General features: G+C 40.4%; 13 protein-coding genes. 8 read left to right on the forward strand and 5 right to left on the reverse strand.

Translation table 11 applies throughout. The features are described from left to right. Positions 1-367 precede the first annotated feature (367 nt). Positions 368-3,586 (forward strand): DUF1566 domain-containing protein, encoded by a 3,219-nt coding sequence (locus ACJJVX_RS08210; RefSeq protein ID WP_405630987.1) that lies wholly within the window; start codon positions 368-370, stop codon positions 3,584-3,586. A gap of 176 nt (positions 3,587-3,762) precedes the next feature. Further along, positions 3,763-4,287 carry a DUF1566 domain-containing protein gene (locus ACJJVX_RS08215; protein WP_405630990.1) on the forward strand — a complete coding sequence of 175 codons (525 nt, stop codon included), beginning with the start codon at positions 3,763-3,765 and terminating at the stop codon, positions 4,285-4,287. A gap of 312 nt (positions 4,288-4,599) precedes the next feature. On the opposite strand, the gene ACJJVX_RS08220 is transcribed toward ACJJVX_RS08215, so the two are convergent. Then, complete coding sequence (locus ACJJVX_RS08220) at positions 4,600-5,637, reverse strand: helix-turn-helix domain-containing protein (RefSeq protein WP_405630992.1); 1,038 nt, start codon at positions 5,635-5,637, stop codon at positions 4,600-4,602. Further along, entirely contained in the window at positions 5,634-6,566 is a 933-nt protein-coding gene (locus tag ACJJVX_RS08225) for a GGDEF domain-containing protein (protein ID WP_405630993.1), read from the reverse strand. Before ACJJVX_RS08225 ends, ACJJVX_RS08220 begins: the two co-directional genes overlap by 4 nt. A gap of 336 nt (positions 6,567-6,902) precedes the next feature. Between ACJJVX_RS08225 and ACJJVX_RS08230 the strand changes: the two genes are divergently transcribed. From ACJJVX_RS08230 to ACJJVX_RS08245, 4 genes are all read left to right on the forward strand, one after another. Continuing rightward, positions 6,903-9,689, forward strand: a complete 2,787-nt coding sequence (locus ACJJVX_RS08230) for a TonB-dependent receptor (protein WP_405630996.1) — start codon at positions 6,903-6,905, stop codon at positions 9,687-9,689. Positions 9,690-9,736: 47 nt separating this feature from the next. Next, complete coding sequence (locus ACJJVX_RS08235; protein ID WP_405630998.1) at positions 9,737-11,044, forward strand: metallophosphoesterase; 1,308 nt, start codon at positions 9,737-9,739, stop codon at positions 11,042-11,044. 164 nt (positions 11,045-11,208) lie between these two features. Continuing rightward, complete coding sequence (locus ACJJVX_RS08240) at positions 11,209-12,573, forward strand: hypothetical protein (RefSeq protein ID WP_405630999.1); 1,365 nt, start codon at positions 11,209-11,211, stop codon at positions 12,571-12,573. Positions 12,574-12,683: 110 nt separating this feature from the next. After that, positions 12,684-15,416 (forward strand): DUF2339 domain-containing protein, encoded by a 2,733-nt coding sequence (locus ACJJVX_RS08245; RefSeq protein ID WP_405631001.1) that lies wholly within the window; start codon positions 12,684-12,686, stop codon positions 15,414-15,416. Between the two features lie 323 nt (positions 15,417-15,739). Here ACJJVX_RS08245 and ACJJVX_RS08250 read toward each other — a convergent pair whose 3' ends face one another. Beyond that, positions 15,740-16,513: a hypothetical protein gene (locus ACJJVX_RS08250; protein WP_054204267.1), complete on the reverse strand. Its 774-nt coding sequence runs from the start codon at positions 16,511-16,513 to the stop codon at positions 15,740-15,742. 245 nt (positions 16,514-16,758) lie between these two features. Here ACJJVX_RS08250 and ACJJVX_RS08255 point away from each other — a divergent pair, with 245 nt between their 5' ends. Beyond that, complete coding sequence (locus ACJJVX_RS08255) at positions 16,759-17,361, forward strand: alpha-ketoglutarate-dependent dioxygenase AlkB (RefSeq protein WP_405631003.1); 603 nt, start codon at positions 16,759-16,761, stop codon at positions 17,359-17,361. Positions 17,362-17,453: 92 nt separating this feature from the next. On the opposite strand, the gene ACJJVX_RS08260 is transcribed toward ACJJVX_RS08255, so the two are convergent. Beyond that, on the reverse strand, positions 17,454-17,831 hold the full coding sequence (locus ACJJVX_RS08260; RefSeq protein ID WP_054204265.1) for a hypothetical protein: 378 nt from the start codon (positions 17,829-17,831) through the stop codon (positions 17,454-17,456). 148 nt (positions 17,832-17,979) lie between these two features. Continuing rightward, a complete protein-coding gene (locus ACJJVX_RS08265) occupies positions 17,980-21,420 on the reverse strand; it encodes a PAS-domain containing protein (RefSeq protein WP_405631006.1) in 3,441 nt (1,146 codons plus the stop codon). Positions 21,421-21,809: 389 nt separating this feature from the next. On the opposite strand from ACJJVX_RS08265, the gene ACJJVX_RS08270 reads away from it, so the two are divergent. After that, positions 21,810-22,073: a DUF4212 domain-containing protein gene (locus tag ACJJVX_RS08270; protein WP_004586074.1), complete on the forward strand. Its 264-nt coding sequence runs from the start codon at positions 21,810-21,812 to the stop codon at positions 22,071-22,073. Positions 22,074-22,083: the final 10 nt, after the last annotated feature.

Here is a 22,083-nt window from a genome sequence, read left to right on the forward strand (position 1 = left end):
GTCGCGTTGGTTTAACATCGCGCATATTTATGCGATATCCGACACGAGGTAAACCCTTAAGAGAACACGATACGTAAATGAATCCCGTAGCGACTTTATATCGCGTAATTTCACACCGTGTTTGTTTTAAATCGCGTCTATTTTTCGACGCGGGGTAAACCCGCAGCTACCAGAAAAACATTTTAAAATTGTGAGAAAATTTTAAATAAAATACGTCTGTATAAATTTTGCTTCTAATAAGTTAATGCTATGTTGTTAATTTGCTTTTATAATTGAATTATTAAACACGGAGTTTTAATCACCACACTAATATATCCGCTGTTAGCTTAAATTAATGTAATTACCCATTGAGTCTCAAGGAACTGACATGAAAAATAGTGCATTATTTGTATTGTGTGCTTTGCTTACTGCCTGTGGTGGTAGTGATGACAATAAAACAACAAATCAAACAACCATACAAAGTTACACTATAACTACCAATGTTGAAGGTGAAGGGCAGCTACAACCTACAAGCCTTGTTTTAAAACAGGGAGAGAGTGGCACATTTGAACTACAGCCTGAACAAGGCCACAAAGTTGCCAGCGTTGAAGGGTGTAACGGTACATACAGCAACAATATCTACACTATTGAAAGTGCAGCACAATCATGCCAAGTAACCGCGAAATTTGAAGCAAAAACAATTAATGTCGCGCTTGAAAGTGATGCCTACATAACGCTCTATACTGATAAAAATGATTACGTTTATGGGGATTCTGTAGTAATTAACTATGAATTAAGTTCAGGTTATTTATTAGATGAAATAACAGGTTGTAATGGTACATTGAATGGCGAGCTGTATAAAGTTGATACGCTCATAGCTGATTGCCAAATAACGGCAACAACGTTGCCAACAAGTCAATTATTTAGTGGTGAAGATGAAGCACAAGTCAATGTAACCGTTTTAGATGGTAAAGGGAGCATTTTATCGTCAAGTAAAGGAATTATTGAATCATCTACTCCTGAATTACCAGCCTTGAATAGCTCACTTGAATTTGAACGAGATTTACTTGCTGTTGATATTGCAACTGAAGCAGGGCAAACCATCGAGCTGCAAATAACCTATGAAAACCCATTACCTACACAATTTACCTATCAAAAATTAATTGGGCAGCAATGGCAAGCATTAGACCAAGAAAACGTAGCAGTAAGTGAGGACAGATTAACACTTACATTAACTTTAACCGATGGTGGGGCCGGCGATAGTGATGGCGTAATAAATGGTGTTATTAAAGATCCTGGCGGCCCAGCTGTAGTAAAAATGCACACTGTCACTATAAACCAGTCAGCCGGAGGAGCTATAACGCCAGAGAGTCTAGCAGTGGCTCATGGTGATACGGCATTATTTACTATTTCAACTGATGCAGGTTATACCCTTGAAAGTGTAACAGGGTGTAATGGCATATTAAATGGAACCAGTTATCAAACGGCAGCAATTACACAATACTGTGAAATATCAGCAGAGTTCTCACTTACGTCATTTTTAGTTACAGCTCAAGCGGGCGAAGGCGGGCAAATATCGCCACTTGAACAGCTGGCTTCTTATGGAGATACTCTAACATTTACCGTTACAGCGGATGATGATCATAATATCGAGTCAGTCCAAGGCTGTGATGGGTCACTAGCAGGTAATATATATACTACAGGTATTATTACTGCTGCATGTGAGGTGCGCGCAACATTTGACCCTCAAACAGTACTCATGACTGCGCAGGCAGGTATGGGGGGCAGTATTTCACCCATGAGCCAAGAACTTAATATTGGGCAGCAAGCAAGCCTAATAGTGACACCAAATGAAGGTTACAGTATTGCCAATGTTACTGGCTGTAGTGGCAGCTTAAATGGCAACACTTATACTACAAGTACAGTAACCGTAAATTGCCAAGTACAAGCCAGCTTTAGCATTAATAGCTACACAGTAACCGCCAATGCTGGTGAGGGTGGAACGGTTACCCCTGCCACGCAAAGCGTTAATCATGACAGTAGCGCACAAATTACGATTACACCAAATGAAGGTTACAGCATTGACGCGGTAACTGGCTGTAGCGGTAGCTTAAGTGGCACCACTTACACCACAAGTGCAGTAACCACAGACTGTGAAGTGCAAGCTAGTTTTAGCATTAATAGCTACACAGTAAGCGCCAGTGCAGGTGAAGGTGGAGCAGTTAACCCTGCCACACAAAGCGTAAACCATGGCAGCAGTGCTCAAATTACGATTACACCAAATGAAGGCTACAGCATTAATGCGGCAACAGGTTGTAACGGCAGCTTAAGTGGTAACACTTACACCACAGGTGAAGTAACCTCAAACTGTGAAGTACAAGCCAGTTTTAGTATTAATAGCTACACAGTAAGCGCCAGTGCTGGTGAAGGTGGTGCGGTTACTCCTACAACACAAAGTGTTAATCATGGCAGTAGCGCGCAAGTTACTGTAAGAACTGACGAAGGTTATATGATAGACCGCGTATATGGCTGTGAAGGGGGATTGGTTGAAAGTGTTTTCACTACAGGATTAATTACTTCGCAATGTACAGTAACTGCTGAGTTTAAAATTATACCTAAAGCTCCCACAATTTCTGCACAAGCTTCAGTTCAGAGTATTACTGTAAGCTGGGATAGCTTAGACAATATTGCAGGGTATACCCTTTATTATGCAACAAGTGAAGCTATAACGCCGTATAACTACAACGACCTCGGTGGGGTTAAAGTAGAGTTTGATACATCAACTACTACGCATGAACTTACCAACTTACAAAGTAATACAACGTACTACATTATAATGACAAGCCACATAACAGGCACTGAGTCGGATATCAGTAACAAATTAGCCATTACCACTCAATTAAAAGTTATGCCATTGAATGATACCGGCATAACCTGGTGCGCTGATAGCAGTAGTAATAAACCTGACTGCCCAGCCATGGGCCATGAAGGGCAAGACGCCGAGTACGGTCGTGACGCACAAGCTAAAGCAGGCATACTTGAAAAAGTCGGTGGTGGTAATGCTGGGTTTGACTTTACTAAGCTGGATGCCAACGGCAATGACTTATCAGAATCTGCAAGTGCATGGTCGTGCGTGCGTGATAACCATACTGGGTTAATATGGGAAGTGAAAACCGATGACGGAGGCCTACATGATAAGCATGACCACTATAACTGGTATAACCCTGACAGTAACAATAATGGCGGAAGCCCTGGTTACCAAAATTATGATGGTGATACTTGCTACGGCTATGATGCCAGCAACTCCGCCACGTATTGTAACACTTATGCGTATGTTGAGCGTGTGAACACTCAAAGCCTATGCGGTGCCAGCGATTGGCGCATGCCAACACGATTAGAGCTGATGGGGATTGTGGATAATAGTATCATAGGTCCAGCTATTGATACGCAGTATTTTCCACTAACTCGGTCAAGTCATTTTTGGTCGTCGTCGTCTTATGCTGGCGATAGCGATAGCGCATGGGTCGTCAGTTTCAGCCTTGGTTATGTTTTCGACATCAATAAGTACGGCAACGGCCATGTTCGGTTGGTGCGAGGCAGACCCTAAAAAATGTCACTGATTTGATGAATCATCGAGTTATTGACGTTAACACTTGACATATAAGGAGTGTGTGAATGAACTTTAAATAGTTGGATGTATGGAAGTGCTACCAAACGATAGTTGCAGCACAATATAGGCCAAAAGCTTAAAGTGCAAGCTTATGACACGAGTAAGGAAAAATAATGAATACCACACTCAAATTTACCACAGGTTTGGTTAGCCTGTGCTTCTTAAATAATGTTATAGCAAGTGACAGTTGTACTAATGAAAATACAGCTATTCCCTATAGTACGCCCAGTAGTGATTTTACACTCCATGATAACGGCACGGTTACGCACAATACTACAGGCTTAATGTGGATGCGCTGCAGCATTGGGCAAACATTGGAAGATGAAAGCTGTACCGGTGATGCAAGTGGTTTTACTTGGCAGCAAGCCTTAACTCAAAACGATACTGCGTATGCTGGGTACAGTGATTGGCAGTTACCAAATAAAAATGAGCTTGCTTCTATTGTCGAGCAGCATTGCTACGAGCCGAGTATAAATGAGGTTATTTTCCCTGATACGCCAGCGAATCATTTTTGGTCGTCGTCACCCTATGCCTATACTGGCAGTGGCGCGTGGGGCACCGATTTCTACTATGGCAGTGTTTTCTACTATGTTAAGTTTAACTACTACCATGTTCGGTTGGTGCGAGCCAGACAGTAATTTTGATTTATATCGCGTTATATTATTTCATACTAGGGGAGGGCCTAATGCGGGGTAAATCCGCAACTACGTTTGAGATAAATGCTTTAGCAAATAGGTTGAATCAATCTCTTTACTGTAGCTTTATAAATGTATATGACATACATGTTTTAGGTGATAATAAAGACGCGCTTTAAGTTTATCTGCACTTTGAGAGCAGCCACTTTGCCAGTCATTAATTAATTCATCAAGTGGAGTTTTCATACATAAAAAATATTAACCTTATCATTTATAATGGCATATGAGTCGTAGGTTGTTAATTTAATTGTTAATTTAATTGTTTGTAATGATGCTTCGTAACTGTGAGGGAGTCGTCCCCGTCCAGCGTTTAAATGCGCGGCGAAAATTTGTTAAGTCACTAAAGTTAAGTTCGTTGGCTAGGGTTTCATTGGTTTGGGCTAAGGTTGTAATGTTAAACACCGCTGTTTGGCGGTTGATACAATCTTGTAAGGCGCTAAAGCGAGTATGGTGCTGTTTGAGTTTGCGTTTAAATGTAGCTGGGCTCATGGTGAAATACTGAGCAACGGTTTCAAGAGGTTGCTGTGGGTGAGCTGCAATATGATTACGCACTAATTGCAACCAAGGGTAAGCAGGTTGCGGCAGTTGTTGGATGTTAGTTAATGATTGTTGTAATAAACTTGGGCAACTATCAATTAAATGCTTGTTATACAGCTCATCACTGATACTGATCATAAATAATTGTTGTGAAAACTTGCAGTTGGCTTGCAGGTTAGTTTGGTACTGCTCTATGTGTTTAGGCTCAGGGTAGGGAAATGAAAAACATAAATCACTGTTATTCCCTACTCGCCATTTGCAGGTTGCAGCGATAAAGCTGGCAAATAACTCACAGCAAAATTGCTCAACCGCTGCGCTTATTGCGCCAAAGCTGAGGTTAATAATAAAGTAATGGCGGCCTTGATGATGCTTATGATGGGCGTTAAATAAATTAAAGCCATGTAATGGGGAGCGAGTTAGCAGTTTTTGTAAGGTGCGTAAACTTTCACCTTGAGAAAATGCGCTGTATAACGGGTTATGGTTGAGTAATTTACGACCGAGTAGAAAACTGAGTTGATGTTGGTTATCAAATTGGCGGCAATTTTCTTGTAGTTGATAAAACTGTTCAATAGTAATCGAGGCTGTTCCTGCTGCAAAGTCCTGGTAAAATAATTTAGTGCCTTTGAGTAATTTATCTGGGTGTACTCCACGGTGCTTTGCTAAATCAACGAGTTGTGCCGCCCACGACTGTAAGCCTTGGCACGGCGTGTCGATATAGCTTAGCTGACTCGATTTAGCATTCACACCAGCATTCACGCAGTTTGCTCATCAGAGTATTCGTGCAAGTGCTTATTTTTTAATAATCCTTGATGTAATTTACTTAATAGACCTGAAGTTGAGTCAGTGGTTGTTGCAGACACTAAACTCGCATGTACTTTTTGTTTATAAGTCAGCGTGCTATCGCTGCTGTTAAACGAAAATGCTTCTAATGCCGCGACAATAGATAAACTCAGCTGTTCTGCGACAGCTAGTTTTGTATTTGGTAGCATGACAATAAAACAATCACTGGCATAGCGACAAACTAAGTCTTGCTCTCGCACATTAAGGGTGATCACTTGTGCAAATTCTTGTAATAGTTTATCGCCTTCAGCGTCGCCAAACTGACGGTTAAAGCGATCAAACTGCGCAATATCGAACATCAGCAATGAAAAACCATGCAGGTTATGGTGCAATAAATTTAGCTCGCGATTAATTTGGCTTTTCATATAATCGGCACTGGCAAGGCCGCTTATGGCATCACTGAGTTGGTGTTCTCGGTAAAAGCGTTCTCGGTTACGTAATTGTTGGTTAATGCTCATTTGTTCTTGATGCCAGTGATAAAGTGCAATGGTCATTAAAATCATGCCAAAAGGGGCGGGAATTGATTCAATGGTGCTGAGCCATGCTTGCTCATCGCTATAACTAACAAACTCATCAATAAAATCTAATGTCATAGATAGATTCATAATCGCAAGACCTGCGAATAATAAATTGGTTACTCGTCCCTTCGGCCTACTTAATAGAATAAAAAATATCCACACTAGGGTCATGGCAGTAATGCCACCTTCGCCCGCAACATCAAACCAATCAACTTCACTGTGGCCTTTGTATTCGCCAAAGCTCAGTGTCAGGGTTAATACGCTGGCCAGCATTACCACTAAAATCAGTAGTAATGAGCGATGTAATTTTAAAAACGATAAATTCATATTGAGCTCAATTGGTCATGTCTGATTGGCAGAATAAGCAAACAGCTTTAATGCCACTAGGGTCAGATTAGCTCACAGTGATGACATATTTTTTACCATGTGTGATTTATTTCGCTAAACACCGCGTCTTTTAGTTGAAAAATACAGTTTGGCTAGGGGTCGAATTAGCTCATTTTAAGCTCTTTAAGTGCTTAAAAAAGCCTAATAACAGTGAATTAAACGTATTGCCTGAAGGACTGACATATTTCTTTCATGATTGCCCCTTAGGGTGTTGCTGCAAGCCAAGCATGGCCAAGTAAATAATTAAAATCACTAGCAGCAACCAAGAGAACAATTATGAACCCGTTTAAGACGTCACCTTTTATTAAGTCGAGTATTGCATTAGCGTGTTGTGGCATTTTATATGCGACCCCAGCTCTGGCTGATGGCCGTGTGCAAGGCCGGATCACCGATGCTAGCCAAAGCGTGTACTTTGGCGGTGCGAAAGTATCGGTTAAAGAATTAAACTTAAATACCGTTAGTAACCGCGATGGTTCGTTTTCATTTAATAAGTTGCCGGCGGGTGATTACACTTTGGTTGTTGATTACATTGGCGCACCATCAGTAGAGCAAAAAATTACTGTGGTGGATTCACAAGTTTTCACTCAGCAGATTATTATTGGTGAACAGCAACAAGCAATGGATAACATTATTGTCTACGGGCAAAGTGCAGGGCAAGCTGGGGCAATTAACCGTCAAAAGAATGCAACTAACTTAAAGTCGGTGGTCAGTGCTGATTCGATTGGCCAATTTCCAGATCAAAATGCAGCAGAAGCACTACAACGCCTACCGGGGATTTTTATTGCTCGCGACCAAGGTGAAGGGCGCTTTGTTGGTATTCGCGGTATTGATCCTAATTTAAATAACGTCACAGTCAATGGCTTAAATGTGCCATCACCTGAGGCGGGTGTACGCTCTGTGGCGATGGATGTGTTACCAAGTGAGCTTATTCAAAGTTTAGAAGTCAGTAAAACGGTCACCCCAGATATGGATGCCAGTGCGATTGGTGGCTCAATCGAAGTTAAAAGTCTTAGTGCTTTTGATAAAGCGGGTGAGAGCTATAGCTTTACTGCGCAAGGCTCGTATAACGAACTAGAATCTAAAACCAGTCCTAAGCTTTCAGGTAGTTATACTAATGTTTATGAGCTTGCCAGCGGCTTAGATTTAGGGGTTGCTACCGCCGTTTCATGGTCTAAACGTGAATTTGGTTCGCGCAATGTTGAAACTGGTAGTGGGTGGAGTACGTTTGAAGTTGAAGATGCAGCTACCGGCGATGATATTGAAATGTTTGGCGCAGAAGAAATAGAACAACGCCATTACCAAATTACTCGCGAGCGTTTAGGTGCCGCTGTTAATTTAGACTTACACAGTGGTGCAACGGATAAATATTACTTACGCACTCTATATAGTGACTTTTCAGATGATGAATATCGCTTATCAAATGAGTATAAATTTAGTGATGGTAAGCAATTAACAAGCACAGCGGCCAGTGGCAGCTTCACTGATGCCGAAATGGTACGTAATACTAAAGATCGTTATGAAGAACAAAGCATTTTAAGTATGGTGCTAGGTGGTGAAAATCAATTAAATGATTGGTTTATTGAATACAGCATCGGTTATTCAAAATCAAAGGAACAAGAACCTAATCGGCTCGATGCTGCGTTTATTGGTTCAGGGTTTGATTTAGGTTATGTTGCCCAAGTAGATGTCCCATTACTTAGCCAATCAGCAGCTGCTCATGATTTAAGCCAATTTGAGTTAGATACTATTGAGGCGATGAACAACGTTAGTGATGATCAAGAGCTTAGTTTTAAACTTGATTTTAGCCGTAATTTTGTTTGGCAAAATAACAATGGTGAATTTAAATTTGGTTTTAAACAGCAAAACAGAGAAAAGCGTAACGATGCTCGCGTTGCTATTTATGACGGTGATTTTTCAGGCGCTTTAGCCAGTGATTTTTCAGCCCCTATACCTGATTATGATTTAGGTGATTTTGGTCCAGGTTTAAACTGTGGTGCACTGCAAAAATTTGTCGCTGACAATAAACAATCATTTGCCTTTAATAGCAATGAGTCACAAATTGAATCTAATGGCCAAAGCTACGTTAGTAATGAAGATATTACCGCCGCTTATGCGATGATCAGCATGGATATTGATAACTTACATGTGGTTGCTGGCGTGCGCTATGAAGGCACACAATTTGATACCAGCGGTAATCAAGTAGAATTAGTGGTTGATGATATTAACGATACTGAAACGGTTACCACCACGCCTTGGCAGGTCAGTAAAGATTACGACTACTTTTTACCAAGCTTAAATTTACGTTATAACGTGAGCGATAAATTGGTAACACGTTTTGCCTACACCAACACTATAGCGCGACCAACGTTCAGTGATTCGGCGGCGTATCAATTAATTGAAACTGAAACGCTAGAAGAAGATGGCGTGCAGGTAACAGAGCGTAAAGCTGAAGTGGGTAACCCTGACTTAAACCCTTACGAGTCAATGAACCTAGATGCGTCAATTGAGTATTACCCAGGCAGTATTGGCGTGTTATCGGCGGGTATTTTCTATAAAGACATCGACAACTTTATCATTCAACAAGAAGTGCAAGATAACGGCGAGTGGGATGGTTTTGATGAAGTGGTGCAAATGGTTAATGGTGGCAAAGCCTCATTAACTGGGGTTGAACTAAACTGGAACAAAACCTTTAAATCAGGCTTTTTATTAGGGGCCAACGGCACATTTATTAATGCTGATGACAAACTACCTAATCAAGCTGATACCGTCGCAAATGTGCTCATCGGTTTTGAGAACAATACAATCAGCACTCGCTTAAGTGCATCTTATAAAAGTAAGAGCTTTCAATTTGATGATGCAGATATGGCTGTATACGAAGACAGTCATATGCAGTTAGATTTAAGTAGCAAGTATTACTTTAGCGATAATATTAATGTGTACTTTAACGCGACAAACTTAACTGATGAACCATTGTATTTATATCATTCTGATAAGCGTTATAACTATCAGTATGAATCATACGGGCGCACCTTTGAGTTGGGCTTTACGTTTTCTTCTTTATAAAAATATTGATGAGCTTGCAATTATGCAAGCTCGCTATTGAGAATGTTATGAATAAATTAAATACAGTATGGTTGGTATTAAGTGTGTGCTTAGCCGCATCAGGTTGCACATATCAAAATGTAGATAAGCCAAAAAAGAGAAATATAGGCACCGCCGATATTGCATTCTTAGCGTTTGGTGATGGCGGGTACCATGTTGATTACCCAAAAATAAAGCACCTTAAAAATCCAAAGAACAAGCAGCAATTTATTGCAGCTGAGCTTAACGATTGGCTTGAAGATTACCGCCCCAGAGCTGAGTTTGATCATGCGCCTATTTATGTTTATCCCGGAACTGATATTGCAACAGAGCAAGGTGGGGCACAAGCGGTTGGCTTAGCTATGGCTCAGCTATGTAAAACCAAAGCGTGCCAGTTTGCTATTCAATTGGGAGATAACGTATACCCAGATGGCGCCGATGCCGATGACGGTAAAGACGATCAAAAGCGTCTGCACGATTTAGTGTATGCACCACTTAAACCGTTGTTTGATGTTGACCCCAATTTAGTTGTGTATTCAGCATTGGGTAATCATGACTGGAAAAGCTCGCGTAAAGGTGTTGCTTTACAAACACAGTGGATGGCAAAACAGGCCAATTTTTATATGGAAGAGCAAGGTTATTACAGTTATAAAAAAGGGGGGCCAGGTAATGATGTAGAGTTTTTTGTACTGGATACCAATATGCTGTTAGCAGGGCAGACATTCTATGAAGTACCACTGAATTCAGATGGCAGTGAAGGCGATGAGGGCCAAGCAATAGCAAATGGCACCGCCGAGCTTGAAGTTCATGAGCAGCATGAAGGCCCAAAAAATGGTGAAGACCTTAAACAACTCGCATGGCTAAAGCAAGGCATTGCCAACTCAACGGCGAAGTGGAAGTTAGTGTATGGCCACCATATTTTATGGTCAATAGGTGGTACAAAATACAGTGAAGGGCATGTATTAAGGCGTTTACTAATGCCTACACTATGTAAATATGCAGACGGTTATATTGCAGGACATGAGCACGATTTAGAGCTATTAACGGATGATTGTACACAGTACGACTCAGGCAATAGTCAAGGTAAGTTACCGTTGATCATCTCAGGAGCGGCTTCAAAAATGCGCGGTAAGCATACGCCGTTTGCGCAGTATCAAGCGCGTCAGTATCCTCAGTATGATTTAGTGTGGTCAAAGAGTTTTGTGTGGGGCTTTAGTCACATAAACCTTGATAATGAAGACGATCAACTTGATGTGAGTTTTTATACAACTGCGCGAGATTTAAGTGGTGAATTACAGTCAGAAGCTCAGTTTAGTTTTAATAAGCGCACGCAATAATTAAGCAATATCACTATGAGTAAATGTGCGATTTGTTTGCACATTTACACAGTTTTTAACAAGTATGTAAAGCTATGTAAGCGGGAGTAATGCTTTGTAAATCATGAAATTATTAACTTTATTAGGAGTCTAAAGCCGACTATAAACAATAAGGAATTGATTCCATGAATACCCCACTATTTAAAATTGCTTTAACAACAACGCTAATAACAACATTAACAGCTTGCTCGGGAGGAGATTCATCCACCAGCAAAAGTGGTTACATTCAACTTTACAATGGCTCATATAATAGCCCATACACACGCTTATTTATTGATGATGCTGAGCGTTCAGGTACAGACTTTGGCAATGTAACTACGCGCCATAATTACAGCACAAATAGTTATGATATTAGCCTACAGTATTTAGATGCAAACGACAGTTACATTACCATCAAAGAGCAAACCGTCGACGTAAAAGATAGCGTAACCCAATTATTAGTGATGAACAGCGACTTTGCTGAGCCAGCGATTAATGAACTCAGCGTACCCACCACAAGCGATGATGGTAAGTTAAATTTAGGTTTTTATAATATTGCAGGAGAGAACATCAGCTTTGATGTTTACTTAGCTAATGATGATGGACTGTTTGATACCGCAGAGTTAATAACGTCACTTACTTATTTAAATGAGCTAGATTTAAAAAGTATTGATGAAGGCTATTACACTTTATATCTCACGCAAAGTGGCGACACCAATGTTATTTTTGAGTCAGCTACGGTGTATTTAAACGACAATGCCAGCTATGTAATGATGATACGCCCAAGTTATGCTACGCAAGATGACGGTATCGCACTTGATATTGTGACCTCAAGTAATAGCGTGACACAGTTAAAGCATCAGGCAGCACAAGGGCAAGTTCGTTTTATTAATACCATAGATGATTATTCCCAAACTCGCTTTACTGTAACCAGAGGCGCGCAAAGTTACCCATCTGAGTTGACTGCAAACGACACCTATTCTAACTACCTTGAGCTTGCACCTAATAGCTACAGTATTGCGATGACGAATGATACAGGTGATAACATTGTTGATAATTTTTTACTCACCCTTGAACGTGAGCAAAGTAACGTTGGACTTTTTTATACCGATAAAGAGTTTGGCCCACGAATGATGACATTAAAAGAAGATTTAACGCCAAGCAGTTATAGCCATAAAGTGACTGTTGTTAACTTATTAGATAGTTATGCAGGGCAAAATATTGTTGATGTCGATGTGGTCTTTACCTTAAACGGCGAAACGGTTGATGATGCAAAAAATAGAGTGACGGGTATTGATCAATACAGCCAAGAAAGCGTCGTTGTTGATAATGAAACTTACACCACCTATGTATTGTATGAAGATAACGGGCAGCAAATAGTGTTGATGCAGCAAGGTGATATGGATTTTAGCCAAGAGGGTAACTATATTTTAATACTTGAGCATGACGAAGCCAGTAGTACGGGCTATAAGATGACGTTAGAGCGCACTATTACGCAATCTGTCGAATAATTTAACGCAAATGAATTTCAGCGCTATAAAAAGTAGCGCTGATTTTTGTGTTTATATTAAATACACTTTACGTTATAACGGAGGTATTAAAGATATCCAAGGATTGAAAAATGGACGATGGTATAGCGCTAATTGTATTAGCGATACTAATTATATTGGCAGGTTCAATAGCAGGCTTAGTTGCTTTTTTTCAGCTCGGTGGGCTGAAAAATGAAATTACGGTATTAAAAAAGCAACTGGCTTATGTATTAAATCAGCAGAAAGATAGCGCGTTAGGTTCTAAAGATCAGAGTTTACAGCAGGATTCATCGCAGCTTAATAAGCAAAACACGGATATGCAAAGCGCTTATGCACACAGTAATTACCCGCATGATCCTGAGACAGACAATCCGAATATAACCAACACAGATGCAGCAGCCCATCAAACTCGCTCAGTGCAATCATTTGCAGTAGAGCCGCCGCAGAGTCCAGATACCTTCAAGCCAGTATCGCATGAACAAGCGCCTCCCTCATGCGTTAAAAAACAACCGTCTTTTATCAACACCTTTTTAAGTCAATTTAAAACTCAGCTACAAGAAAATTGGATGACTTGGATTGGGGGGGTTGCGTTAGCCTTCGGTGGAATATTTTTAGCTAAATACAGTTTAGAAGCTGGCTTATTGTCGCCTTCATTACGCATTACATTTGGCGCTTTATTTGGCGTGACACTCATTGGCCTGGCTGAATATTTACATAGGAAAGGCATTGTCTTTGAAGGGTTTAATAACTACGTGCCTGCGGCGTTAGCGGGAGGCGGTTTTATTAGCTGCTTTGCGTTAACTCTACTTGCGTATTCAAGTTACGCAATGTTAAGCCCTACTGCAGCCTTTGTTATGTTAGCAGTTATAGCATTAGCGGCAAGTGTAATGGCGTTGCGTTTAGGGCCGTTATTAGCCGTGCTTGGCATTGTTGGCGCTTACAGCGTACCAATATGGGTTAATACAGGCAGTGGCAACCTTATGGCACTGCTTATGTATATTGGTTTTGTTACTTTATCGGCGGTACTGGTTGCGCAAAAAGTAAAACGCAATTGGTTGTGGTATTTACTTTGGACATGCCACATTGGTTGGTATTGGGTCGCATTGAGCATAATGAATACTCAGCAATATTACCTTGTAGGTGGGTTTGCGTTGTTATCTATTATTGGCCTGATTGCGATGGCGCGCTTAGGGTTAATGCTACGCTTACTCGAATACCGCCCGCATAGCCTTAAGCGATTACTTAAGTTATTGCCTGACAACCCATTATTATTGGCAATTGTAGTGCCGTTACTGCTTGCAATCGTGATGTCATTGGCCAGCATGCAGTGGCAAATTATAGGGCTGTGTACAATTGTTATGTTACTGTTTTTGGTTTTGCAAAATAGCCGATGGGATCTCTGGCAGGGGCTTGCATTAGTGGTTGCTGTGGTTTTAGTGATCACCCAACAGAGGCACTTTAATGGTGATGATCACTTATTTATATTTAAAGGTATTTATGGCTTAGGATTAATACTAGGCATTGGTTTTTGCTGCTATGGGCTTTATTTTGGTGCTCGTTATAGAAAACGCCTAACCTTTCATTTGCTGGCATCGTTTGGTGTGTTTGTTATGTTAGCAACACTTTACACGATTACCCCTGAGCAGGATTTAAATGTTGCATACCCAGTGTGGACAGTTATTTTATTACTGACCAGTGGCGTGCTAATTAAGCGCTCACAAGCCGCCAGCACTCAATGGCAACAATTTAGCTATTGGATTGGCGCGAATGCCAATATAACACTGTGTTTAACCATGCTATTAGCTGATAGTGGATTAACGCTTGCTCTAGCCATTCAAGTGCTCGTTATTAGTTATTTAGTAAAACGCCATAATGTGCCAATGCCGCATTGGCCAATTAAAGCGCTGGTGGCTGTGTTGCTTGCCCGTTTAACCTTTGCACCATGGATTGCAAGTTACTCTGACTTAACTTTGTTATCGTTACATTGGAGCGCGGTGGTTTATCCGTTATGCGTTGGGTTATTTTGGTTTGCGGCAAAACAGTGGCAACAAACCGATATGAAAATCTGGCTCGAAGGCGCAACACTGCATTGTTTAGCACTGTTTATTACAACAGAGACCAGTTATCAGCTTGTTGGCCACTACCCACAGTTATCTTCATTAAGTTTTTATGAGCAAGTATTACTAAGCTGTAATTGGCTCGCTTTAGGTTGTGTTTATTTATATCGTTCACAAAGTGCAGGGCAGTTAGGGAAGCTTTATAAAGTGGCAGGCTTATCGCTTGCGGGATTAGCGGCTTTGTTGTTATTAAATACATCACTTGATAACAACCCTTTATTTGAGCGCCTATATATTGGCGAAACCCCAGTGTTTAACTGGGTGTTATTAACTTGGTTTGTACCAGGCTTACTTGCACTTTGGCTGGCTAAATTAGTTAAACCACTTAATACAACACTCAGTGCTATGGTCGTAGGTGTATCGGGGCTACTCGCGTTTTTAGCAATTAATGCGCTTATTCGTCAGTATTGGCAAGGTGCGTTTATCCACCTAGGAAAAGGTGCTAGTGATGCCGAGCTATACAGCTATTCTGTGATTTGGTTAGCCCTTGGCGCGCTAGTCGTTATTAGTGGTCATTTAAAACACCAATTGTTACTACAAAAACTGGGATTGGGTATTTTAGGTGCCGTCATTGTTAAAGTATTCTTAATTGATATGGCAAACCTAACGGGTTTACTAAAAGCAATTTCATTTATTGGTTTAGGGCTGTCTCTGGTGGCGTTGAGCTGGCTGTTTCAAAAGCTCAGAAGTAAAGCAGAAGTACATTAGCATGTACTTCTGCTACCACAACATAGAGACTTCAGCGTTTCACAGGGGGTTAATATCAAGGCGTTACTTTACAATAATGGCAGCCTCTTTTAAGCGGTAGCAACGATGAGAGTAAGCGTCTGTAAAACGCCCTAAGGGTTTGTTTAAAAGGTTTATACTGTGCTATTGATTTTAAAAAGGGAACAACCATTACTTACAATAATGCCTTGCCTAAATAGCTTTTAACGTCAACTGAAATAGCATCTTGAACTGGCTTGGGTATACATGACGGATTATCGCTCAGCATCATTACTGAGCGATAAGTTTCAACAATAGAACTCGTTTTAAGGGTTTGCTTTTAATCGCTGTTCAAAACGCCTATATCTTTTCAGAGTGACTCGATTTATAGCGTGTAAATAAATATAAAACACAGCAAAATCGAATAAAAAATAGAATACAGCAATCCCCGTTGGTGGGTTACCGCTACTAGGTAAGCTTGCAATACTTGATAGGTTATTAGGCCACCACCAAGTACCCGTATATGTACCGACTAACTCTATATACAGCACCACATAAAACATCAGTAAGAAAAACAGTTGTGATTTTTTAGCCACTATTAAAAAGGCTAAAAATACCAAAGTGCATATAAATCCAAATACATCATTCTCAGCAAAAAACCAAAAAGTAGAGAATAGTATGATGCCAATTAACAAAATGATTTTTAGTTTTTTCGTATTTCTTAATATTAACGGTTTTCTAGAAGCGCGATACACAAGACCAAATATCATCCCATGACCAAATGCGACCCACAGTGGTATATTATCAAACCGATAGTGATACATATTTAAAACTAACGAAAATAAACACTCCCCTAAAAACCCAACTAAAATTCCAATTAACATGGCAGTACGAGTTCGGCTATTACAATGCAAAACCCCCACCATAAAAATAGTGAATACGGCTATGTTTGCTGTTAATTGACCATTGCCAAACGTTACATCGCCAGCAGGGCTATCCATCCAAAGAAATAACGGTATAGCCAGTAAAGCAGCAATTAATATTCTTAATTGTTGTAGTTGAACCATAATAATTGGCCGATTTAATAGATTACTTGGCATTAATAGAGCTTCTCATATGTTTTGCTTAGCGAATTAGAGGTGTCAGTGTTCGATAATTAAGAGTGCCTTAAGTTATATTGTAAAGGCTGGGCTACTCTACCTGAGACTATGACTTTCTTATAGTGTTGCACTTAAAATAATCAGTATTACTCATATTTAACTGAAGTAATAACCGTTGATATTACTTATCGCTACAAACTGCTAAGCTCTAAAAAGGATTTAAAATCACCGTTAAGGGTACGTGAGTGAAACTCCCATTAAATTGCGATGCACATTACTATTCACAGTTTATGCCTCGTTCGCAAAGTCGTGCAATATTTGACTGGTTAAGCGTACGCTTTGATCTGAATGAGCCAGAACTCATTGAAATGCCAGATGGTAGCGAAGTAAATATTTTTCCTTGGCGAATGATTTTTTTAGAGCCAAAATTAGAAAAATCTGGGCTTTTTTCTTCACACCATGGGCGTCATGCTGCTTGGTTTCCCCTTCTAAGTCGATTGCAACAGCAAATTGCTGAGCTTACGGGTGTCGAGTTTAGTGTTGCTGTGTGCCTTTATTATCCTGATGGAAAAGAGAGTTTGAGCTTTCACAGTGATTTACCTGCTTTTGGCCCCACAGATATTATTGCTTCAATAAGTTTAGGAGCCGAACGTGAATTTTTAATTCGAAGCCAAAATAATGACGAAGAGCAGCACTGTGTCACGCTCGAAGATGGCTCGCTATTAATAATGGGGGAAGATTTTCAAGATATGTATCAACACGCCTTGGCAAGCACGCCAAAAGCAATCGGTCCAAGGTTTAATATCTCATTTCGGCAATTTGCTTGGCCCAATGAAGTGAGCGTTTAATTTATACAAATTCTTATTAAAAACGTGATCGCTCTAGGGTATTAAACAATAGGGTTTAGGAAGACTGATGCAAGCTATCCTGATTTATATGTTTAGATGGCGCCAACTATACCCAAAACGCCAATAGGTAAAAGTAGTAACCACTGAGGTAATTTTATAAACGTATTAAGTTTGAAAAAGTACCAACCGACAGTAAAAAACACAAATGAAAAAATGATAAATGTTACAGATATTCCGATAACTACATTTTGAAATGAGTTCAAGTTAAACCAACCAACAAAAGTTAATACAAGCCCACAAATAACAAGAGTGGCAGATACCATATGCCAACAGGCCAGTAATGTTGCTTTAGGTATGTCGGGAAGATCTGATTTAAGAAAAGGTCTAATAGGATCCACTTGTCCAGCAAAAATATGCACGCAAGATGTAAATAAACCGATTATTCCTGCAATGAAAACCCAAGTATTCATACAAACTCCTTGTAATATAACAAAGTTAAAATAGCGCTAGCTTATGAGTGTAGCTCAAATAATATACAATTGATTAAATGACAAACAATGATAAATCGCAAGGAAAAAAATCAGGCAGAGCCTGATCTTTTTCCTAAAACCTTTTACATCAAGCACTGTGGTTAAGCAGTGCTTTTAACTTCCCTGGCTTGATTGGTTTAGATAAGTAATGGATGTTTGCAGCTTTAGTTGCTTGTTTTAGCTCGTCGTCGCGTACTGCGGTTATTAAAATTGCAGGTACTGGGCTTTGCCAAATCTCCCGTAAGGTTTTGATTAATGTAATGCCATCGCAGTCATGACCGAGTTGATAATCCATTAGAATGACATCGGGTGCACTATGCTGTTTGGCATACTCCAGCACGGTTTCTACTTGCTCAAATAACTGATAATTTGCCTGCCACTTTTGCAATAAACTGGCCATTGCAGTTAAGTTTTCAGGATCGTCATCAACGGCAATAATGTTCATTGCGGAGCGGTTTTCAAACAAGCTATTAGTGATGTTTTTTTGCTGTACAAATTGGCTATCACCATAGGGCACTTCAATGCTAAAGCGGCTGCCTTTATTTACGTTAGAATCCACTTCAAGGCGCAGGCTAAGTAAATCAACCATGCGTTTGACTACACCAAGCCCTAAACCAACGCCTTTGTTATCACCTGATTCAATACGGTAAAAGTCATTAAAAATCTTAGCTTGTTCTACTTTACTAATGCCGGGACCCGTGTCCCATACTTCGATGCGTAAATGGTGTTTGCGTTTGCGACACGCCACTAATACTTTACCTTTTACGGTATATTTAACTGCGTTAGATACTAAATTTTGAATAATTCGGCGCAGATAGGTGATATCACTATGCACAATTAACTGGCCTGAACGTACATGGAGTTGTAGGCCTTTTTCACTTGCTAATATTGCGTATTCATTATGCAGCGGCGCTAAAATATCATCAATACTAAAATGACGTGGTGTGGGGGTCATGGCGCCTTGCTCTAGTTTGGCAATTTCAAGTAAAGCGGACATTAAATGCACAGTTGAATCTAAGCTAGCGCCAAGTTTTTCGAAGTTGTTGATATTGCTATCAGCAAGTGATTTTTCATCAATTGCGGCAAGGTAGAGTCGGGCGGCATTGAGTGGCTGTAAAATATCGTGACTTGCCAAGGCTAAAAAACGGGTTTTACTATCATTAGCTTGCTCTGCTTCACGCTTTGCTAAAGTGAGTGCTTGCTCTGTTTTTACGCGGCTTTCTATTTGTGCTTCGAGATCTTTGTTGATGGTGCGAATTTCTTGTGTGCGCGCTTCAATGCGGTTTTCTAAGTCCATATTGACTTCTTCGAGCGCATTTTGAGTGGCAATGTGGGTAGTGATATCTGAAAAGCTAGTAACAAAGCCGCCATCGGGCAGTGGGTTGCCAATCATCTCAAACACTTGGCCATTGCGACGGTGGCGAATAAAGTGATGTGAGCTGCCATTTTTTAAATGCTGCACGCGTTTATCAACTTGGCGGTCAATTTCGCCGGGACCACATTCACCGCGCTGTGCGTTATAGCGAATAATGTCTTCAATTGGTTGGCCTACCTCTAAAAAACCATCGGGGTAGTCAAACATTTCTGCGTAGCGTTTGTTCCATGCCACTAAATTAAGTTCTTTATCAACAACTGAAATACCATGGCTAAGGTTTTCAAGCGAGGTAAACAGTAAGTTTTGATTAAATTGCAGTGCTTGTGTGGTTTCATCAAAAAAGTTAACGACTTCTTCAAACGCCATGCGTTTACCTGATGCAACAGTATGGATCAATGCTTGCGCAGAAGATGCACCTAATACACCCGTGAGGGCGCGTTCGCAGTAAGCTATAAACTCAGAGGTGGGGTGAGTATTATTTTCGCCAAGCTGGTGATTAAGTGAAAACTGAGCCAATACTTGTTGACTGCGTTGAATACCTAAAAATGTTTGTAGCAGTATTTTAAAATCGTATACGGTGGCTTTTACGTTTTTGTTTAAGCGCCTTGCAAGCACCGCTTGCTCTTTGGGGTTAACAAAAGCAGCCGCTTGAATTTTGTCAATTAAGCGCTCATCAGCACCTAATGAAAAGCTAATATAGCAACCTATGTTGGCAAATAAAGCGATTAGAGTGCCACGGGTGATCAGGGTTTGCTGTAGTTCAGAATCCAAGGTATTACCAGCGTCTAATATCGGTAACATTAAAAAAAGTATCCAGCAAATAAAGCCTGCAAGCAATCCTGCATATACGCCATAAGCATGGCCTTTGCGCCAATATAAACCGCCAACAATAGCGGGCAGTAATTGGGTTACTAATGAAAAGGCGACTAACCCCATGCTGGCAAGTGCTTTGCCGTGGCCAAACCATTGCTGATAAAAGTACGATAAGATCAAAATACCGGCAATAGTAAAGCGCCGTACGAGCAGTATTTGTGGCTTATAGCTGCTGGTAATTAGGTTGCGTTTAAATTTACGACGTAGCATTAGCGGCAATACGACGTCATTAGAGATCATGGTGCTTAGCGTTAATGTGGCAACCACTATCATGGCTGTCGCGGCAGAGATCCCTCCAATAAATACAAACGTTGTGAGCAGTACATTGTTGTGCATCAATGGCAGGGCTAGTACAAAGCTATCGGGTGAAAAGCCATTACCAATACCGGGGTGAATTGCAGCGGTGGCAATAGGTAAAATCATTGCTGCGGTGAGCAATAAATACAGTGGAAATGCCCAGCGGGCGGTAAATAAATGGCGTTTGTCTTGGTTATCAACCACGGTAACGTGAAATTGTCGTGGCAGGCATATAATTGCAGCAGCTGCCATGAGCGATTGGCCAATAAAGTTAAAACTAAAAAAGTTAAAGTTGTTCCAGTGCTGCCAAATCGATTCTTGCAGTTGCGCTTGTCTGCCTGTGGGCAAATTATACAAGGTGTAAAGTGCTAAACCTGCCACAGCTACTAATGCGAGTAGTTTTATCAATGATTCAAAGGCTACAGCTAACATTAACCCTGAGCGATATTCGGTTACATCAACTTTACGAGTGCCAAAAAAGATCGCGAACATGGCCATGATCAAAGTGGCCGACAGTGCCACCATCGAACCTGATATTTTATTGTCGCTTTGCAGTAGTAAAAAGCTGTTACTTAGGGCTTTAAGCTGCAAAGCGATATATGGAATAGTAGCCAATAAGGCAATTACAGTGACCATAATAGCCGTGGTTTGGCGTTTACCGTAACGGGCTGAGATAAAATCAGCGATGGTGGTAATATTTTGCTTTTTACTCACCAGTACCAATTTACGTAAAAACCCTTGCCCAAAAAAGAACAGCAACGCGGGGCCAAGTAAAATAGGTAAGTAACTCCAACTGCTTGTTGCAGCAGTGCCCACTGAGCCGTAATACGTCCACGAGGTACAGTAAATACCCAATGAAAACGAGTAAACAAAGGGATGGTGGCTAATACGTTTTGCAAGCGGCGTGGTTTTATCACCCCAGTTAGCCAGCCAAAACAACACGCCAATGTATGCCAAAGCAACAAAAATAAGTGCAGCAGTCATGTTTTTATTCAATTTTTATTATGTTACTGCACACCATACCAGAAGTTTTTGCAGTTTTGAGCTGTCAATTCCACGCTTTAAAAAGTGATTTATTTAAGGTGTTGATATTTATAGTTAATTTCAATACTTGTAATTACATTAGACTAATGTCGCAGATCTGCCATATAGCGTTTGTGAATAATTAAAATCATTCCATAAAATAGTTAATACTTTGATAAAAAAGGGCTTTTACTTTTTTTTAACAACTGGGTGTTTACAGTTTACGTAAACGTTAACTTATTGTTACGACTATGGTCTCAATTCAATGTTAAGGCTGCGTTGCTAAATTGGTTAGCGAAGAAAACAAAATACACACATCACTTTTTACAGATGTTAAAGAGGAAATAAAAATGGCTTTTAAAGATGAAGAACAAGCAAAAGCTTACTGGGCGGAAAACATTTCACTGCTGTTTAAATTATTAGCGGTTTGGTTTGTCGTGTCATTCGGGTTTGGCATATTACTGGTTGATGTACTTAATGAAGTACGCTTTTTTGGGTTTAAATTAGGCTTCTGGTTCTCCCAGCAAGGCGCGATTTACACCTTTGTGGCTTTGATTTTTGTGTACGTTTTCAAAATGAATACGTTAGATAAAAAATATGGCGTAGACGAATAGGAGCTAAGTA

This window comes from Pseudoalteromonas sp. Ld20, assembly GCF_045064175.1.
Lineage (GTDB): Bacteria > Pseudomonadota > Gammaproteobacteria > Enterobacterales > Alteromonadaceae > Pseudoalteromonas > Pseudoalteromonas neustonica.

Bases quoted from the DNA above. Each gene is read 5' to 3' on its own strand.
- ACJJVX_RS08210 (WP_405630987.1), top strand. From the start codon at position 368: ATGAAAAATAGTGCATTATTTGTATTGTGTGCTTTGCTTACTGCCTGT.
- ACJJVX_RS08215 (WP_405630990.1), top strand. From the start codon at position 3,763: ATGAATACCACACTCAAATTTACCACAGGTTTGGTTAGCCTGTGCTTC.
- ACJJVX_RS08225 (WP_405630993.1), bottom strand. From the start codon at position 6,566: ATGAATTTATCGTTTTTAAAATTACATCGCTCATTACTACTGATTTTA.
- ACJJVX_RS08230 (WP_405630996.1), top strand. From the start codon at position 6,903: ATGAACCCGTTTAAGACGTCACCTTTTATTAAGTCGAGTATTGCATTA.
- ACJJVX_RS08235 (WP_405630998.1), top strand. From the start codon at position 9,737: ATGAATAAATTAAATACAGTATGGTTGGTATTAAGTGTGTGCTTAGCC.
- ACJJVX_RS08240 (WP_405630999.1), top strand. From the start codon at position 11,209: ATGAATACCCCACTATTTAAAATTGCTTTAACAACAACGCTAATAACA.
- ACJJVX_RS08245 (WP_405631001.1), top strand. From the start codon at position 12,684: ATGGACGATGGTATAGCGCTAATTGTATTAGCGATACTAATTATATTG.
- ACJJVX_RS08250 (WP_054204267.1), bottom strand. From the start codon at position 16,513: ATGCCAAGTAATCTATTAAATCGGCCAATTATTATGGTTCAACTACAA.
- ACJJVX_RS08260 (WP_054204265.1), bottom strand. From the start codon at position 17,831: ATGAATACTTGGGTTTTCATTGCAGGAATAATCGGTTTATTTACATCT.
- ACJJVX_RS08265 (WP_405631006.1), bottom strand. From the start codon at position 21,420: ATGACTGCTGCACTTATTTTTGTTGCTTTGGCATACATTGGCGTGTTG.
- ACJJVX_RS08270 (WP_004586074.1), top strand. From the start codon at position 21,810: ATGGCTTTTAAAGATGAAGAACAAGCAAAAGCTTACTGGGCGGAAAAC.